This window comes from Pyramidobacter piscolens W5455 (assembly GCF_000177335.1).
Taxonomy (GTDB): domain Bacteria; phylum Synergistota; class Synergistia; order Synergistales; family Dethiosulfovibrionaceae; genus Pyramidobacter; species Pyramidobacter piscolens.
On record NZ_ADFP01000049.1, the window covers coordinates 1 to 17,228 of the forward strand.

Consider the following 17,228-nt stretch of genomic DNA (forward strand, 5'->3'; position numbering starts at 1 on the left):
ATATTATCACTCCAATTTTAAGAGACGAAGACTTTGACCAAGGAGCTGAAATACAGGAGCCTTGGAACAGACGAGATTATTTCATGCAACGAACCGCTTCGGAGCGCTGAACACTCGCTTTTGTAATATTTTTTATTTATGATGCAATTATGAAGTTTGTGATCGTTTTCGTTATACTTAGCTTGACTTCTCGTCGACGGAACAAAAAAACGGGGCGAACGCCGTCGCGGCAAAAAAAACGGCGTTCGCCCCATTCTCGTTGATATCAACGATGTCTTTTTATTGCAAGGACAAACATTACAGACCCGGCACGACCGACTTGAGCAGGCGGCCTTCCCAGAAGCGGGCGTTCTGTTCGTTGACGGCGTATTTCTCCGAGGTGAGCTGACGCTCCGGCACGGCGTTGGCGTGCTGGACGTGCATCAGCCCCAGCACCAGCGGGCAGATCAGGTCGCTGGTGAAGATGCGGCCGGAATTCGCGCGCAGCTGCGCCGTCGTCGCCGCGTAACGGCGGCGATATTCCGGCGAAAGCCACAGCACCACGGGGATCTCGGCCATGACGGGTTTGAAGGCGTCGAAGTTGTGGCCGACGCCGGTCACGTCCTCGCCGTGGTCGGAAAAATAGACCATGCTGCTGACGGCGAACTTGGACTGGGCGAGGATTTCAGTGATTTGCCGCAGCAGGTCGTCCGTATAGGTGAGGCTGCGGTCGTACGCGTCGATGCGCTCGCGCAGCTCGCGCGAAAGGAGTTTGCTGCCCTTGACGCGGGGCAGCCACGGCCAGTTTTCGGGCGCGCTGTTGCGGTAGCTCCAGTGGCTGCCGCGCAGGTGCAGGAAGATCGCGTGGCTCTCGCCGTCTTTGGCGCGCTGCAGCGCCCGGCGCAGCAGCGGCAGAATCTCTTCGTCCTGATGGCCGTTTTTGCGGTCGAGCAGCGGCAGGTCTTCGATGAACTCCTGTTCTCCGGCGTCGCGCGACAGCGCGCTGACCAGATTGTTGTACGCGCCGATCTTCTCCTGGTTGCTGAACCAGTGCGTCTTGACGCCGGCGCCGGCAAGGATCTCAAGCAGCGAAAAGGCTTTCATGATGCCGGTGAACATGAAAGAGCTGTCGCGATGGTCGAAATGCAGCAGCACGCGCGGGTCGTAATTGCTGAACTGGCTCAGCGCCAGCGTCACGGCCGATTCGGTGTGAACCATGCAGGAATAAGCGCGCTTCAGCACGATCAGCGCTTCCTGGACCGCCGCGTCGCTGGAACAGAGCCAGGGCGTGGTGGGGCGCCGGTAGCCCCAGCGCTGCATGTGCCTGGGGCTGGCCGACTCGCCGACGACGACCACGCAGACTTCGCCGCGTCCCGTTCTGGAGATCTTCAGGTCTTCGATGCGGCGCTGCGGGTCGGAACGGGCTTTTTCCAAACTGTCGAGCGCCGTTTGATACTGACGATAGCCTTTTTGAAAGTCAAAAAAAAGATTGCTGTAACTGGTCGCCTTCGCGCGGCAGGACAGGGCCAACGCCACGCAAAAGCAGAGCGTCGCGGCGGCGCACCACAGGCTTTTCACGGGACGACAGCGCCGGATCAGCGAGCGCAGCACCGCCGCCAGCAGCACGAACAGCCCCAGACTGGCCGCCGTCGGCAGCAAACCGAATTGATCCAACAGAAAAGATCTCGCTTCGACAAGATTTGTGCCGAGAACGGTCATCAGCGTGTTGGAACCCAGCCGCCGCCCATAGCGTACGATATAGACGAAATAGACGATGTACTGCGCGACGCCAGCCGCCAGCAGCGCCGTCAGCAGCGCTCCGAACAGGCGCTTCGCGCCCGCGAATCGCTGCGAAAGCATACACGCCAGCAGCGTCCAGCAGGCCGGAAAAAGGCACAGGCAGGCATATTCGTACAGCCCGCTGGGCGCGCGGCAGAGAAAGGCCGGCGCAAACTCGAAAAACAGAAAGAACGCGTAGATCTTCGCGCCGGCGCCGCCGCGCCAGTACAAGATCGCCGACCACAGCGCCCAACTGCCGGCAAACTCGATAAACAGCTGCGTCGTCCGCAGACGTTCCGACATCACGAAGGTCAGGAAATTCGCCGAAATCCAGGAGCGGTACAGAGGCCAGGCCAGAAACAACGTCATCAGCGCCGCCAGCAGCGCGCCCTGAAAGAGCGAGGCCACCGCGCGGTGGCGGCGAAAATATCCAAGCAAAGAAACTCACCTCTTTTGTCGTTCCCCAAATCGGCTGAAATTTCACCGATACCAGAAACTCACAACTGATTAAGTATAAGCGAAAGAATCGTAAAATTCCAGAAAGACAGCTCGCAAAAAAACGGCGGGCTCCCCTTGCGCAGGACCACGGGAAGCTCGCCGTTTTCGGGAACGGTTCTTTACCGCTTGCGCGGCGGGAACAGCAGCCCCAGCAGACAGCCGCCGACCGAGACGCCCATGCCCGTCAACAGCGGATCGCCGGGCAGTTCGAAAAAATGCCCCGCCGCCACCGCTGCAGGAGCGAGAACGATCGCCGCGAGGATGAACCCGGAACGGATGCGTCCCTTGAGCGCCAGCGCACAGGTCATCGGCGCGAAGACCACGGCGCCGCGCAGCGCCATGGAGAGAAAACCGAAATCGTTCAGCGTCTTGTTGGGAATGACGATCGACAGCACCGCCGCCACGATCAGCACAACGGCGATCGTCAAACGCGTGGCCAGCAGTTCCCCCGCGGGCGTGCACAAACGCGGCCAGAAGCGTTTGTAAATATCCTTGACGAGGATCGTCGCCATCCCCAGCGACAGCCCGGCGCCGCCGCCGATCACCGTGATCAGCAGCGTTCCGAGCACCACGCCGGCCAGAATCGGCGGCAGATGATCCATCGCAAAGGCCGGCATCACGTGCAGCGTGCTGGCCAGCACCGGCAGGTCGGGCACGGCCTGCCCGACGGCGGCCAGCGCCGCCGCTTCGGCCGCCGTGATGTAATGAGCGCGCATGGACAACCCCATCAGCACGCCGGCGATGCCCAGCGGCGGGATCAAAAAGGCGCTCAGCAACACGCCCTTGCGGGCGTCCGAGTCGGTGCGGCCGCTCCATACCGCCTGAGCGTACGTCTGCGTGGAGAGCACCCCGAGCAGCAGCGACACACAGGAACCGAGGTCCTTCATCGTGCCGCGCGCCGTCAAATTCATGAAACGACGGGGAATATCAGCCGCGCCCGTCAAATTCGGCACGTTGTTCGCCGCCTGCTGCACCAAACCCAGCGGCGTGCCACCCAGAAGCGAGGAGAGCGCCGCCGTCAGGCCGTCGAGCCCGCCTTCGGAGCGGAGAACCAGAACCATGCCGCCCATCAGCGAAAGATAGAGCAGAACCACCTTGACCACGCCGCCCATGCCCGCGCCCCAGGCGCCGCCGAAAATCACGTAACAGCACATGACCAGCACCGCCAGCGCCGCCGCCGTTGTCACCGACATGGACGGGAACATCAGCGTGAACAGACCGATGCAGCCCATCACCTGCGACAGCACCGTGATGAAGATCCCCGTCGCGCTCAGCACGGAACCGATGCTTTCCACCGTGCCGCCGTATTCGCCCGAGATAATCTGCAGCTCCGTGACGCAGCCGCTGTTCCGCAGCGCCCTCGCGTATCCCAGCGCCATCAGCAGGCAGCCGAGGCCGGAACCGAGCGTGAACCACCAGGCCGCCAGGCCGTAATGGAAGGCCAGCTGCACAGAGCCCAGCGTCGATTGGCTGCTGACCAGGCTGCCCATCAACGCGCCACAGACCAGCCCTGGTCCGGCCTTGCCTCCTCCGGTGAGAAAATCTTTAGCGTTCTTCACCTTTCTTCCCGAGTACAGCCCCACGCCGATGATCAGCGCCAGGACCAGAACGATTCCGGCGACCGTCAGTCCCGTCATGAAAACCCGCTCCTTTTCTTCGCTGAATATGACACGGAAAATTTATTATACCCCCGCATTCGTTCTCGTAAAGCACAGTTGAAGCGCGCAAAAAAACGACCCATTCCTTCACGGAATGAGCCGCTTTTTTTGTATCCGCAGATTTTAATAATTGTTCGCCCTGATCTGGAAATACGCCTGCGGATGGGCGCAGACGGGGCAGACCTGCGGCGCCTTCTTGCCGACGACGATATGGCCGCAATTGGCGCACTGCCAGACCATGTCGCCGTCGCGGGAAAAGACCAGACCGCCGTTGACGTTGGCGAGAAGCTTGCGGTAACGCTCTTCGTGCTCCTTCTCGATGGCGCCGACCATCTCGAAAAGCTTGGCGATGCGGGTGAAGCCCTCTTCGTGAGCGGTCTTGGCGAAACCGGCGTACATGTCGGTCCATTCGTAGTTCTCGCCGGCCGCGGCGTCTTCGAGGTTTACCGCCGTGGTGGGGACGTCGCCCTCATGAAGCAGCTTGAACCAAATCTTGGCGTGCTCTTTCTCGTTGCCCGCCGTCTCTTCGAAGATCTTGGCGATCTGCTCGTAGCCTTCTTTTTTGGCTTTGCTGGCATAGTAGGTGTACTTGTTGCGCGCCTGCGACTCGCCGGCGAAAGCGGTCTGAAGATTCTTTTCGGTCTGAGTGCCCTTGATGTTTTCCATGATAAAAATCCCCCTTCAGAATCACTGTACGGATTTCCCGCAAAAATCTCTGCCCGTTCCCCCCGGACCTTTATTCAATATAGATTATTCTGATAAAATTTGTCAAGACTAACAGCTTGTTTTTTTCCCTAAAAGGTCTCTTCGGGAAGCAGATAGCGCCACTGTCCCGGCGGCAGCGCCCCCAGGCGCACTGAACCGACGCGCACGCGTTTGAGGGCCAGCACTTCGAGCCCGACGAGAGCGCACATGCGGCGGATCTGACGTTTTTTTCCCTGCTGCAGCACGAAGCGCAATTGATCGTCGTTCTGCCATCGCACCCGAGCGGGCAGAAGCTCTTCGCCGTCGAGGCTGAGGCCGTGATTGAGCAGCGCCAGGCCGCGTTCGCTCAAAGATCCGGCCACGCGCACGAGATACTCCTTTTCCACGGCACTGTCCTCGCCGACGAGGCGCCGCGCCACGCGCCCGTCTTGGGTGAGCACGAGCAGCCCGGTGGAGTTGACGTCGAGCCGACCGGCCGGGACAAGGTTCTGCAGCTGGCGGAGGTCGAAACGCAGCGGCGATTTGTCGCCGCTCCAACAGTTTTCCGGGCGGATCAGCACGCGGGCGGGCCGGTAACCGTCTTCGGCTTGGCCGGAAACGTATCCCAGCGGTTTGTGCAGGAGGATCGTGACGCGGCGGCTCTGATCCCGTTCGGCGACGCGGTTCATTTCGATGCGATCGCGTTCCGTTACTTTCTGCCCGAGCACGGCGGGAACGCCGTTGACGCTGACGAGCCCGCGCGAAATGTATTCGTCGGCTTCACGCCGGGAACAAAGACCAAGCTCTGCCATGCGCTTCGAGAGGCGCATCTCCCCGCGCAAGTTATTCACAAATTATGCACCTCTCTTTGTGGATACATGAACGCCTTTCCCGAGCGAACCGCCCGCAATCAAAAAACGACCGATCGTTTTTCACTCCTCCCTGCGCCCTTCACCCCATCGCGTCCGCGCCGCCGCCTCGAGGCGAGCCAACGACAACGCCGTATCGGGATCCTTGACGGTCGCTTTCACTCGGTTTAAGGCCTCGTCGACCATTTCCGGCGAGACCTGAAGACGTCGCGACGGAGGAGGCGGCGCTTCACGCTGGCGTTCGAGGCGCGACACGACGGCGCGGACGCCGGGCAGCTCCAAACCTGTCAGCTTTTTCACGCGACGCAGCAGCGTGCCGGCGCTCAATTTGATCATCTGCGCCGCGGCCGGCGACTCGCAGGCGACGATCAGTTCGCCGCGTTCGAGGCGGCTCGGACGGGTCAAAGCGGAGAGCTGCGGGCCGACAATCGTGAGCCATTGGCGTTCCATGTCGGCCAGCTTAAAAGCGATCTGAAAAGCCGACGGCAGATTATGGACGATCACGGAACCGACTGCCCTTGGGGCAGATATCTGATCCTTCGCCATACTCTCGCGCCCCTTTCAAAATAAATAGAGAAAAACCGCACACTTCACAAAACAAGTTCACATCGGCTCTGTTGAAAAATGTTCCACGTGGAACATTGATCCGCCGTGGAACATTATAAAAATTTAAGCCTTTACTCGCAGCGCGCCGCTTCGCGACGGCGGGAACGCTCGCTCAGATAGAGCGCCAGATGCTGAAGATCGGTGGGAGTGACGCCGGAAATGCGGCCGGCCTGCCCCAGCGTCATCGGGCGGACGCGCTCGAGCTTCTCGCGGCTCTCGGCCAGCAGTCCCCGAAGCTCGCCGTAGTCGAAACCGACGGGGATCTTCATGCTTTCCAAGCGGAGCATCTTATCCACCGCAGCCTGCTGGCGGGCGATATAGCCCTGATATTTGACCGCGGTTTCGACATTGGCGGCTTCTTCGCCTTTAAGGCGGCCATCGGGAACGATACGGCAGAGCAGCTCGTAATCCACCTCGGGACGGCGCAGCAGCTCGGCGGCGCTCATGCCGCGCTCCAGCGGCCGCAGTCCTTCTTCCGCCAGCACTGCGTTAGCCGGAGTCGGAGCGACGTGAACCCGTTCCAGCGTTTCGATCTCCTGATCTTCGCGTTCCCAGCGCTCGCAAAGCTGGCGCCACTTTTCATCATCCAAAAGGCCGAGACGACGCCCGATCGGGGCGAGACGACGGTCGGCGTTGTCGTGACGCAGCAGCAGCCGGTGCTCGCACCGGCTTGTGAGCATACGGTACGGTTCGTGGGTGCCCTTGGTGACCAGGTCGTCCACGAGCACGCCGAGATAAGCTTCATGACGCCGCAGCACGAGCGGCTCTTCGCCGCGCATCGACAGCACGGCGTTGACGCCCGCCAGCAGCCCCTGCGAAGCTGCCTCTTCATAGCCCGAGGTGCCGTTGATCTGGCCAGCGCAGAACAGACCGGGAAGGCGTTTCATCTCCAGCGACAGCGAAAGCTGCTGCGGATCGATGGCGTCGTACTCGATGGCGTAGCCGGGACGCAAGATCACGGCGCGTTCGCAGCCCGGCAAAGTGCGGGTCATGGCGATTTGCACGTCGAAAGGCAGACTGGTGGAGAAGTTCTGCACGTAGATCTCGACGCTGCCGCGCGCTACGGGTTCGAGAAAAATAGGGTGGCTGTCCTTCTCGGGGAAAGCCATCACCTTCGACTCGATCGAAGGGCAATAGCGCGGCCCCACGCCGGTGATCTCGCCATGGACGATCGGCGAACGGTCGAGATTGTCCTTGATGATGCGGTGTGTGCGGGCGTTAGTGCGGATCATGCCGCAACTGATCTCGCGGCGGATTTTTTTCTCATCCCAGAAGTCGAAGCCGACGGGATGGGGATCGCCTTCCTGAAGCTCGATGTGGCTCCAGTCGATGCTGTCGCGGTACAGGCGCGGCGTCGTCCCCGTCTTGAGGCGCTGCATGACGATACCCAACTCAGCAATGGATCGGGAAAGTCCGACGGCGGGTTGCTGTCCCATCGGCCCCGAAGCGAAATTCACCAGCCCAACGTGGACGCGCCCGCCCAGATGCGTGCCGGTCGTCAGGATCACGCGCGGTGCTTCGAAGCTCAACTGAAAGCGCGTCTTCACTCCCTTGAGCCGGTCGTTTTCAACCCACAGCGCGTCGACCTGGTCCTGAAAAACCCGTAAATTTGGACAGTTCACCAGCTCCCGCAGATAATAACCGTGGTAATCGTGCAGGTCGCACTGCGCGCGCAGGGCGCGCACGGCCGGCCCCTTCGAAGTGTTGAGCCAGCGCATCATCATCGCGGCAGCGTCGGCGGCCCGGGCCTGGACGCCGCCCAGCGCCGAAATTTCGCGCACCAAATGGCCTTTTGCCGGGCCGCCGATGGAAGGATTGCAGGGCATATGCGCGACGTGATCGACATCCTGCACGATCATCAACGTCCGCGCCCCCATGTGCGCCGCGGCGAGGGCCGCCTCACAGCCGGCATGGCCGCCGCCGACGACGATAACGTCAAAAGTGTTTTCGGGAAAAATTTGCACGGAGGCACCGAAATCCTTACTTGCGGCTGGCGTCCTCGTAGCTGAGCACAGTGTCGTTGCGGGACAGCGAGCGATTCTCGAAAAGAGCGACGGACCGGCGCCCGAACGTGCCGGTGATCCACTGGTAGCCCGAAACCGCGCCGTCAGCGGCGTATTCCGCTTTAGGCGCGCCGTATTTACGAGTCAGCATAGCGTTGAGCTCCGTAAAATTGCGGCTGAAAGCGAGATATTTCTTCTCTTTCTTATTCTTATGCTCGTTTTCGGCGACGTCGGCTCTCTGAGGCGCGGCAGCCGGCAATTGCTCCGCGCGAATAAAGGCGAAGCGGGCCAAAAAAAGACCCCGTTTTGAAAAGCGCAGCAGCAGATGGCCTTCGCGCCCGAAGAAGTTGACTTTGTAAAACGCCTCGTGATAGTTGGGAACGTAGCTGTACTCGCACAGCAGCGCGGCGGCGTTCTGCTCGGTCATGATGCGGTTGGCTTCCGCGACGGACGTGCCGAACTTCACGCCCCAGACGCCGTCGATCGTGTCGTCGATTTCGGCGGCGCCGGCCCCCGCGCCCATCACCGCGGCCAACAAAAGCGCTAAAAGAATTTTCTTCATGTTGAGTTCCTCCCCAAGGAAAAAATAACGGAAAACAATTTTCCGGCGCACATCGATTTTATTCATCAGAATTCATCAATATCTTCAAACTCGTTTAATCAAGGCGCTGGATCTTTCCCGCCGACACCTGCCAGCGCGTCCCCTGAAAACATGGCAGCGCACTTTCCGCCGTGGCGGCGAAAACCTGCCAGCGACTGTGCTGCAAACATTCCATCAGCACAGTGCGGCCCGCTTCGTCGAGCTCGGAAGCGACTTCGTCAAACAGCAGCACCGGCGACGCGCGACCGCGCCGCTCCACCGCCGAGGCCGCGCCCATCACCAACGCCAGCGCGGCGCGACGGCGCTGGCCGCGGCTGAGAACTTCCGACGCCAGGCGCCCCTCGCAGCCGATGACCAGATCATCACGATGCGGACCGACCAAAGGCAGGCCGGAAGCCCGCTCTCGTTCCGCGAGGATCGCGCAGGAACGGTGAAAATCCTCCAAAAGGTCATCGGCATTGCCGCTTCCGCCCCTTTTTAAGTTCAGGTCGATTTTCCGGGGCAAAAGACCGCGCCATTTTTCCAGATGCTCCCGCAGCGCCGCGATCACTTCGAGACGACATTCCCAGATCCAGGCGGATAAATTGGCCATGGTCTCCTCCGTGACGCGCGTCGAGTGGCCGAGCCCAAGCAGATGACGGCGATGCTGCGTGATCTTGCGGTACTCGGAAAGCTTGTAGGCGTACAGCGGGAAATAAAGCGCGCAAAGCAGGTCGAGAAAGCGTCGGCGCACGGACGGCGCGCCCTCGATCAAGGCCATGTCCGACGGCAAAAACGTCAGCGACGGCACGCAGTTTCTCAGATCGCCCCAACGGCAGAGCTTGCCGTCGAGACGCAGCGAAGCGCGGGCCATGATCACGGCTTCGATTATGGCTTCCCGCTCGCCTGCCGCCTGTGCCGCCAGGGAAGCGCCGCCCTCGGATTGCCATTTCACGGTGTCGGAACATTTCGAACCGCTGAAGGCTCCCCAGCCGGTGACGACGTGGAGAGCCTCGAGTATATTGGTTTTGCCTGCGCCGTTGGCCCCGGTCAGCAGATTCAGCCCCGGCTCCCAGGCGATGAGCGCGTTTTCCAGATTGCGAAAATTGCGGAAGCGCGTCTGTGCGATCCGCATGCCGCCTTAAGACTCCTCGGCCGTCTCAGAGACATCCATGGACTTGAGCTTGATGGGCATGAGCATGTAAACGAAATCCGTGCCGCCCGGGCGCGTGATCATCATCTGCCCCTCGGCGCCGTTGAAAGCCAGCGTCACATCGCTGCCGTGGAACGCCTTGATGCCGGCCATCAAATAGCCGACGTTGAACGCCACCTTGAGCGGCTCGCCGCTGATGGAAGCGTCAACGCTTTCGTTGGCTTCGCCGATCTCGGGAGCGCGACCGCTCAGCTCCATGGCCGCTCCCGGCGACAGCGTCAGGATGACGACGCGGCTGTTGTCGCCGACGACGATGTTGATACGATCCAGCGCCTGCATGAAGCCGGAACGGTCCGCCTGCATCTGCGTGGTGCTGGTGTTGCTGAGAATACGTTCGTAGTTTGGAAATTTTGAATCGATACAGCGCACGGAATACTGCACGCCCGGCATGTTGAAGTAGGTTACGGCGCCGTCCTGAAGCACTTCGACCTCCTGGTCGGGGGCAAAACCAGTCAAAATACGCTGATATTCTTCAAGCGATTTCAGCGGCAGCAACATCTCCCGAGCGGAAGACGCCGCATCGGCGTTTTCGATCATGGTCTTCGACAGCGAAAGGCGGCGCCCATCGGTAGCGACGACGCGCAGCTCGCCGCCGGCTATCTGCATCAGGCCGCCGGACAGGTACTTGGGAAAATCTTCGTTCGGCGCCCCGGCGATGCCGCCTTCGGCCAGCACGCGCGAGAGCTCGCCGGCGGAAACGCGGGTAAACTCCTCGGCGGCGCGGGGAGACGGCAGATCGGGAAAATCGCCGACGTTGCAGGTCGTAAAGGAATAATGGCTGCGTCCGGCGCTGATCGTCCCTTTTTCGTTGTCAACCTCGACGGTAAAAGGGCTGGCGACGATCTTCTTGAAAAGTTCGCCGACGACTTTCAACGGCAAAATCGCCTTGCCGGGCTCAAGGACGGTCGCGCCTTCGGCTTTGACGCGGATCGTTGTCTTCAGATCCGTGGAGTTCAGCATCACGCCCGTTTCATCGGCAACGCAAAGAACGCTGGCCAGCGTCGCCATCGTGCTCTTCGTTCCGGTGACTCTTTCGGCCATGGACCAGTATTTCATGAATTCGTTTTGGGTGATTTCGAGTTTCATCTGTGGAGAATCCTCTCTTTCCTTTGACTTATTCTTCGGTTTGAGATTTATAAAAACCGTAAAAGACGTAGTAGGTCACGTGAATGTTGTGGATAAACGAGAAACTCATTAGAAAAATCTGACGTGGCGCTGTGGAATTTTTTTCGGATAAGCTGTGGAAATTTATCCAAAATATACACATTTTTTTGTGATTTTGGAGAATCGAAGCGGTTATCCACCGTTGAACCTCCAGAAAATCCTCTGCTCAATCACAGCTTTTTATCGATGTTTTCCACAATCTTTTTCACACGGGCGTCTTCCTTCATGAGCATCTCGATTTTTTTCAGCGCGTGCAGCACCGTAGTATGATCCTTTTTGCCGAAATCCTTGGCGATTTGCTGTAAGCTGGATTCAGTGTGGATACGGCACATGTACATGGCTACTTGACGGGCCAGCGCCACTTCCGCCGTGCGGCGCTTACTGCAAATATCCTCTGGAGAGAAGCCGAACTCACTGGAGACCACGTCCATGATGCTCTGGAAAGTGAGGAGCCCGCGGCGGCCGCTGCCGATTACGTCTTTGAGCCACTCCTGCGTGTTTTCGATGGTGATCGGCTCCTGCGAGAAGTTGGCGCTGGCGATGACGCGGTTCAAAGCGCCCTCCAGCTCGCGGATGTTGCTGGGAATGTTTTCGGCAAGAAAGCCGATGACGTCGTCGTTGACGGGAATGCGGCGTTGCTCGGCTTTTTTCTTGAGGATGGCGATGCGGGTCTCGTAATCGGGCTGTTGGATGTCGGTCACTAAACCCCATTCAAAGCGGCTGATAATGCGGTCCTCGATGTCGCCAAGCTCCTTGGGCGGTCGGTCGGAACTGAGCACGATCTGCTTGTGCTCGGTATGAAGGTCGTTGAAAGTATGAAAGAACTCGTCCTGTGTGCTTTCCTTGCCGGCCAGAAACTGGATGTCGTCGATCAAAAGGATGTCCACGTGACGGTATTTGGCGCGAAACTCCGCGGTGCGGGCGTTTTTGATCGCCGTGATCAGCTCGTTGGTGAACTTCTCGGAGGAGAGGTAAGTGACTTTCGTGTTCCCGTTTTTTCCCTGCGCGTAATTGCCGATGGCGTGCATTAGGTGAGTCTTGCCCAGCCCGACGCCGCCCCAGATGAACAGAGGATTGTACGCCTCTCCGGGACTTTCGGCGACAGCCAGACTGGCGGCGTGAGCGAGACGGTTCGATTTGCCGACGACGAACGAGGTGAAATCGTACTGCCGGTTGAGCCCGTTCGAGCCGATCGGAGAATGCGGCTGGGGAGACGGAAGCGCCTCTTCCGCTCCGACTGGCTTGCTGTCGTAGACCAGGTCGATGCCGCTGCCTTTCCCTTTGCGCTGCATCACGCTTTCCAACGTCGCCAGAAAGCTGTCCTTGACTTTTTTGGCGACAAAGGAATTGCCGGCGTCCAGCACCAGCCGGTCGTCTTCCATACGGAGGGGAGAGCATGATTTAAGCCAGATGTCGACAGTCTGGTTTGGCAGGAGCGGGGCGGCTCCTTCCAGAATTTGCTCCCAGATTTCTTCTGCGTTTTTCATCGTCGAAAGCTCCTACTTTTGTGTTTTACTGTTCCTGAGCTCAAAAATAATCCAGTCTTATTATCCACAATTGGACGAGAGTTGCAAGAGTTGTCCACTATAACTCGATAAGCGAGATTTTTTTGTGGAGAGAAAAAGGAAAAATCTGGTGTATAATCAGGATGATCTCGTTAAAACTTTTTATTATGATAAGTAAAACTTTTCGATCTGGTTCGAAGAATCGGAAGGACTCCGACGTTCCAGTCGTTTTATTTTCGCTCTCGTTTCGTCGATCATTCGCTGGAGGAGGCAGTTGATCATGTCGATCTATTTCAACAACGCGGCCACCACGTGGCCGAAACCGGACTGTGTCGCCCGCGCCATGAGCGATTTTCTCGGTTCCGGAGGCGCCAACCTGGGGCGGGGAACCGCTTCGGCCCGAGACCTCGGCACCATGGGATTGGTGCTGGAGTGCCGCGAGCGCGCGGCGCGCCTGCTGGGCGGCTACGAGAACGCTTCGCCCGTGTACGTGACTTTTACGGCTAATATCACCGAGTCGCTCAACGTCGTGCTGAAAGGATTTCTCAAGTCCGGCATGCGCGCCGTCACCACGTCCATGGAACACAACGCCGTGACGCGCCCGCTGCGCCGCCTGGAAAAGGACGGCGTCGATCTGGAGATCCTGCCCTGCGACCGGCGGGGTTATCTTGATCCCGAAAAACTGGCGGCTGCGCTTGACGCGAAAAAAGCCGACCTGGTTGTGATCAGCCATTGTAGCAACGTGTGCGGTTCCGTACAAAATCTCGAAGCCATCGCCGCCGCCTGCCGCAAGCGGGGAGTGCGCCTTGTCGTCGACACGGCGCAGACGGCCGGACTGATACCGCTGAACGCCGCGGCGCTCGGCCTGGCGGCGCTGTGCTTTACAGGGCACAAAGGGCTCATGGGGCCGCAGGGGATGGGCGGCATCGTCTGGCAGCCTGAATTCGCCCGTCTTTGCGAGCCCTTGGTCGATGGAGGCACTGGCAGCTTCTCGCATGTGGAAACGCAGCCGGAAGCCATGCCCGACCGTTTCGAGAGCGGCACGGGGAATCTGCCCGGCATCGCCGGTTTGAACGCGGCCCTGAAATGGATCGAAGAACGCGGCGTCGACGTCATCCGCGCCCACGAAAACGAACTGGGCGCCCGCTTTTTGGCGGGGTTGAAAAAATTTGACGGTCTGATCCTGTACGGACTGCCGGAAATGATCGACAAAAAACGGTTATCCGTCTTCGCCGTCAACTTCGAAGGCGTGGACAACGGCGTTCTCGCCGCCGAGCTCAGCAGCCGCGGTCTGGAAACGCGTCCCGGTCTGCAGTGCAGCCCGTGGGGGCACCAGACGTTGGGCTGCTTTCCGCAAGGCGCGCTGCGCCTCAGCCTCGGCTATTTCAACACCCCCGCTCAGGTTGACGAAGCGTTGCGAATCTTGGCTGATTCGCTGGCGGTCGTGCGCGCCCCAAAACTGCCGGCAAACTGATCGCTCCGATCCCCGCAAACGTTGTCTGCGGGGATTTTTTCATAAGAAATGTTCCACGTGGAACATTGACAACAGACGTTCGTCGATGTCGAGTCGGCTTCTGTCAGGTCTTTCTGACGGAAAATTTAAGCGTTGTATACTCCATTTTTGCTGAATTCCTCTTATCCCCGTGCTATAATACGCTCACGTATAAAATAATACGTAATTGCTATGGTATTGGAGGTTGACATCATGAACGAGACTTTGATGAACATCATGGCTCGCCGCAGCATCCGCCGCTACACTGAAGAACCGGTCTGCGAATCCACAATGAAGCTTGTCTTGGCGGCCGCCTGCGCAGCTCCCAGCGCCAAGGGGGAACGCCCGGTGCGTTTTGTCGTGTTGGATAAAAAGCGGATGGGCTCTCTGGCCGAAAAAGTTCAGCAGAAAGATCCCTTCCGCGAAGGGCAGTGGGCCATTGCCGTCCTTGCCGATCTGCGCGGCTACGACAGCGGCCTGGCTTGGATCGAAGACGGAGCCGCCGCTATGGAGAACATGCAGATCGCCTGCAAGTCGCTGGGTCTCGGCTCGCTGTGGTACGGCGTCTACCGCCGTGCCGCCAAGGAAGCGGCGGTCCGCGAGTTTTTGCAGCTGCCCGACGGCGTAGAGGTTCTCGGGATCACCGTGATGGGCTATGCCGCCGAGCGTAAAGAGGCTTACAGCGGCGTGGACGAAAGCAAAGTGCGTTACGGCATCTGGAGCGAATAGACGGCGATGGCGAATCTTTGCCTCAGCAGCGGAGTTTTTTGGAAACATTTTTTCTGATCTTTGGTGGTAAAAACAAGGGATGTGACGAGTGAATTGCGCTCGCTGCATCCCTTGTTTTTGTTCAGCGCTTATTTTTTATGGTGATTACGATAGTCGTCCCGCAGCCGAGGCTGCTTTTGACGGCGATCGTGCAGCGCGCGCCGAAAAACATCCTCAGCCTTTTAAAGCAGTTGCTCATGCCGATATGGATTTTGCCGCCGCGCGGGAGTCTTTTCGAGGCTAGTTCTTCCAGGATGGCGCCAAGCGTATTTTCGTCCATGCCCGCTCCACTGTCGCGGATTTCGATCGTGTACGCCGACATGCCGGCGCGGCAAGCGATATTCAGCTCGCCTCCATATTTGCGAGTCGGGTTCAGGATCCCGTGTTCGAGCGCATTTTCAACAAAAGGCTGAAGACTGAAGAATGGGATCGTCAAAGGCTCTGATTTTTTATCGCAATCAATATGATAGACCAGATTTTCACCGAAACGATATCTCTGGATCCGCAGGTAATGGCGTATGTAGTCGAGTTCCTGTTTGAGCGTCACTTTGGCCGCCGGCCGGGACAGAGTGTAACGGAGCATCGACGAAAATGACTCCAGCATTTCTTGGGCCTGATCGTTCTTTTTCATGCTCATGAGTCTGGAAATCGAGTTAAGGACGTTAAAAGTGAAGTGCGGCATGATCTGCTTCTGCAAAGCCTCGAAGCGGGCCAGGGTCAGTTGGTTTTTGAGGTTGATCAGTTTTTTTTGGTTTTTTAGCAGCTCGTCCGTTAGATGTCCGACGTGCTCCTGGATCTGCGTGTAGGACTTTTGTTGAAGGATGTAGTTGGAAAAATTTTGCAGAGCGCGCGCCGTTTCCTGGATCTGCTTCAGGCTGAGGACGGGAATTTCACGATAATACGATGTATACAGCTCATTTTCACGCCACAGTTGTTGGGGCGCCTGTTCGTCTTGAGGAAAAGGATGGTTCCCTTCGCAAATGACCTGCCCGGCGGTGATCGCGCCGATCAGTTCGCCGTCCAGCGTCAGCGGGATCTCGATGTTGACCAGGCCGGCATGGCAGATATAGATGCCGGGGCGCCCATCTTTCAGTGCGATCTGGATGGCATTCTTGTTCGAACACTGGCAGCGCGCGCCGTCTTTCGGATCGGCGTTGATGGCACGGCAAAAACGGGAGAAGTTGCTTCCCTCGCCGAGGTGCCGCCCTTCCTTGTCTACGAAAACGACGCCGAAGCCCGTCGCATAGGCGAAAGACTCCTGCAGTTCCCGCTGCAGTTTTTCCGGGATAAGATCAGCAAGTTCACTCACGGTATTTTTCCTTTCTGTACCGGGCGGGCGTCAGACCATATTTCTTTTTGAAATTCCGAAAGAATGTCGATACGTTTTGAAATCCTGCGCGTTCTGAAATTTCCTGCGTCGTCATCCTGCTCTGCAGCAAAAGCCGTTCGGCTTCGGCGAGACGTTTTTCATTGACGTACTGCTGGATCGAAACGCGCTGAGTCCTGCGAAACAGCCTCTCGACGTAGTCTTCGCTCAAAAAGACGAGTCCTTTCAAATCGCCGGCGCCGACGTCTTCCCGGAAATGTTCGTCCAGGAACTCCACAATGCGCCGTATCGGCGCGGCTGAATCGCGAAAAGAACTTCTGACGGCGGAAAGGATATTGTCAAGGCAGGAATTGGCGAGATCGGCGATCTCCGGCATGGTGGGCGTCTGCGAAATGCGCGTCAGGATCCGGTCGCACAGGCGTTCATCAGCGGCGCTCATGGAAACTGAGCCAAGACGGCACGCTTTCATGACGTCGAACAAAACGTTGAGGACGTGCAGCCGATAAACGTTTAAACTCAGGTTCTTTCCAAGCGAAGCGCGGATCTCGCTCAGCACGCTCTCGCACAGCGCGCCGTCCTTTGTTTCCAAAGCTCGGGCGAAGTTTTCGGCGGCTTCCGTCGGAAAAGCGTCCAGAAGAGAGCGGAACGTCTCCTGACCGTCGCGTTCAAGAGACCGCGGCGTAAAACGGGAACGCAGCAGGGAAAATATCTCGCTTTCCGACGAGGGCTTCAGCAGATAGGCGTCGACGCCGCAGTCGATGCCTTGCTGCGCGTACTTGAATTCGGCAAACGCCGAATTCAGCACGATAAACGTTTGAGGCAAAGCTTTTTTGATCTTTCCCGCCGCGGCCAGGCCGTCCAGCAGCGGCATGCGGATATCGAGAAACGCGACGTCGGGACGATGCAGAAAGGCCAATTCGACGGCGGTCTGCCCATCCCCGGCCTCCGCGACGACGTGAAAATCTTCGAGGCGGTTCAATAAATTTACGAGAAATTCCCGCTCGATCATCTCATCTTCAGCAATCAGTACGGTATGCATCTCTTCTTGCCTTTCTGTCGCAAATCTGTGGATTTTTATTGCAAAATAGTGAGCATATAACTTT

At 58.5% G+C, this 17,228-nt stretch carries 14 protein-coding genes; 2 read left to right on the forward strand and 12 right to left on the reverse strand.

From position 1 onward, the window contains the following. Window positions 1–297 precede the first annotated feature (297 nt). From HMPREF7215_RS04015 to dnaA, 10 genes are all read right to left on the reverse strand, one after another. Complete coding sequence (locus tag HMPREF7215_RS04015; RefSeq protein WP_009164378.1) at window positions 298–2,196, reverse strand: phosphoethanolamine transferase; 1,899 nt, start codon at window positions 2,194–2,196, stop codon at window positions 298–300. A 179-nt stretch (window positions 2,197–2,375) separates the two neighbouring features. After that, window positions 2,376–3,893: a sodium:solute symporter family protein gene (locus tag HMPREF7215_RS04020; RefSeq protein WP_009164379.1), complete on the reverse strand. Its 1,518-nt coding sequence runs from the start codon at window positions 3,891–3,893 to the stop codon at window positions 2,376–2,378. A gap of 144 nt (window positions 3,894–4,037) precedes the next feature. Beyond that, window positions 4,038–4,580 carry a rubrerythrin gene (gene rbr, locus HMPREF7215_RS04025; RefSeq protein WP_009164380.1) on the reverse strand — a complete coding sequence of 181 codons (543 nt, stop codon included), beginning with the start codon at window positions 4,578–4,580 and terminating at the stop codon, window positions 4,038–4,040. 128 nt (window positions 4,581–4,708) lie between these two features. Then, window positions 4,709–5,449: a pseudouridine synthase gene (locus HMPREF7215_RS04030; protein ID WP_040550417.1), complete on the reverse strand. Its 741-nt coding sequence runs from the start codon at window positions 5,447–5,449 to the stop codon at window positions 4,709–4,711. A gap of 81 nt (window positions 5,450–5,530) precedes the next feature. Beyond that, window positions 5,531–6,013 (reverse strand): DciA family protein, encoded by a 483-nt coding sequence (locus HMPREF7215_RS04035; RefSeq protein WP_083798245.1) that lies wholly within the window; start codon window positions 6,011–6,013, stop codon window positions 5,531–5,533. Between the two features lie 131 nt (window positions 6,014–6,144). Then, entirely contained in the window at window positions 6,145–8,037 is a 1,893-nt protein-coding gene (gene mnmG, locus HMPREF7215_RS04040; protein ID WP_009164384.1) for a tRNA uridine-5-carboxymethylaminomethyl(34) synthesis enzyme MnmG, read from the reverse strand. Window positions 8,038–8,053: 16 nt separating this feature from the next. Further along, a complete protein-coding gene (locus tag HMPREF7215_RS04045; protein ID WP_156797425.1) occupies window positions 8,054–8,638 on the reverse strand; it encodes a hypothetical protein in 585 nt (194 codons plus the stop codon). Window positions 8,639–8,732: 94 nt separating this feature from the next. Then, on the reverse strand, window positions 8,733–9,791 hold the full coding sequence (gene recF, locus HMPREF7215_RS04050; protein WP_009164386.1) for a DNA replication/repair protein RecF: 1,059 nt from the start codon (window positions 9,789–9,791) through the stop codon (window positions 8,733–8,735). 6 nt (window positions 9,792–9,797) lie between these two features. Beyond that, the gene (gene dnaN, locus HMPREF7215_RS04055; RefSeq protein WP_009164387.1) at window positions 9,798–10,955 is read right to left on the reverse strand and encodes a DNA polymerase III subunit beta; all 1,158 of its coding nucleotides are present in this window, start codon (window positions 10,953–10,955) and stop codon (window positions 9,798–9,800) included. Window positions 10,956–11,203: 248 nt separating this feature from the next. Further along, window positions 11,204–12,520 (reverse strand): chromosomal replication initiator protein DnaA, encoded by a 1,317-nt coding sequence (gene dnaA / locus HMPREF7215_RS04060; RefSeq protein WP_009164389.1) that lies wholly within the window; start codon window positions 12,518–12,520, stop codon window positions 11,204–11,206. Window positions 12,521–12,818: 298 nt separating this feature from the next. Between dnaA and HMPREF7215_RS04065 the strand changes: the two genes are divergently transcribed. Both HMPREF7215_RS04065 and HMPREF7215_RS04070 read left to right on the forward strand, forming a co-directional pair. Beyond that, the gene (locus HMPREF7215_RS04065) at window positions 12,819–14,012 is read left to right on the forward strand and encodes an aminotransferase class V-fold PLP-dependent enzyme (RefSeq protein ID WP_009164391.1); all 1,194 of its coding nucleotides are present in this window, start codon (window positions 12,819–12,821) and stop codon (window positions 14,010–14,012) included. Between the two features lie 231 nt (window positions 14,013–14,243). Beyond that, the gene (locus tag HMPREF7215_RS04070; protein ID WP_009164392.1) at window positions 14,244–14,759 is read left to right on the forward strand and encodes a nitroreductase family protein; all 516 of its coding nucleotides are present in this window, start codon (window positions 14,244–14,246) and stop codon (window positions 14,757–14,759) included. 121 nt (window positions 14,760–14,880) lie between these two features. Here HMPREF7215_RS04070 and HMPREF7215_RS04075 read toward each other — a convergent pair whose 3' ends face one another. Then, window positions 14,881–16,107, reverse strand: a complete 1,227-nt coding sequence (locus HMPREF7215_RS04075) for a sensor histidine kinase (RefSeq protein WP_009164393.1) — start codon at window positions 16,105–16,107, stop codon at window positions 14,881–14,883. Continuing rightward, on the reverse strand, window positions 16,100–17,164 hold the full coding sequence (locus HMPREF7215_RS04080) for a response regulator transcription factor (protein WP_009164394.1): 1,065 nt from the start codon (window positions 17,162–17,164) through the stop codon (window positions 16,100–16,102). Before HMPREF7215_RS04080 ends, HMPREF7215_RS04075 begins: the two co-directional genes overlap by 8 nt. Window positions 17,165–17,228: the final 64 nt, after the last annotated feature.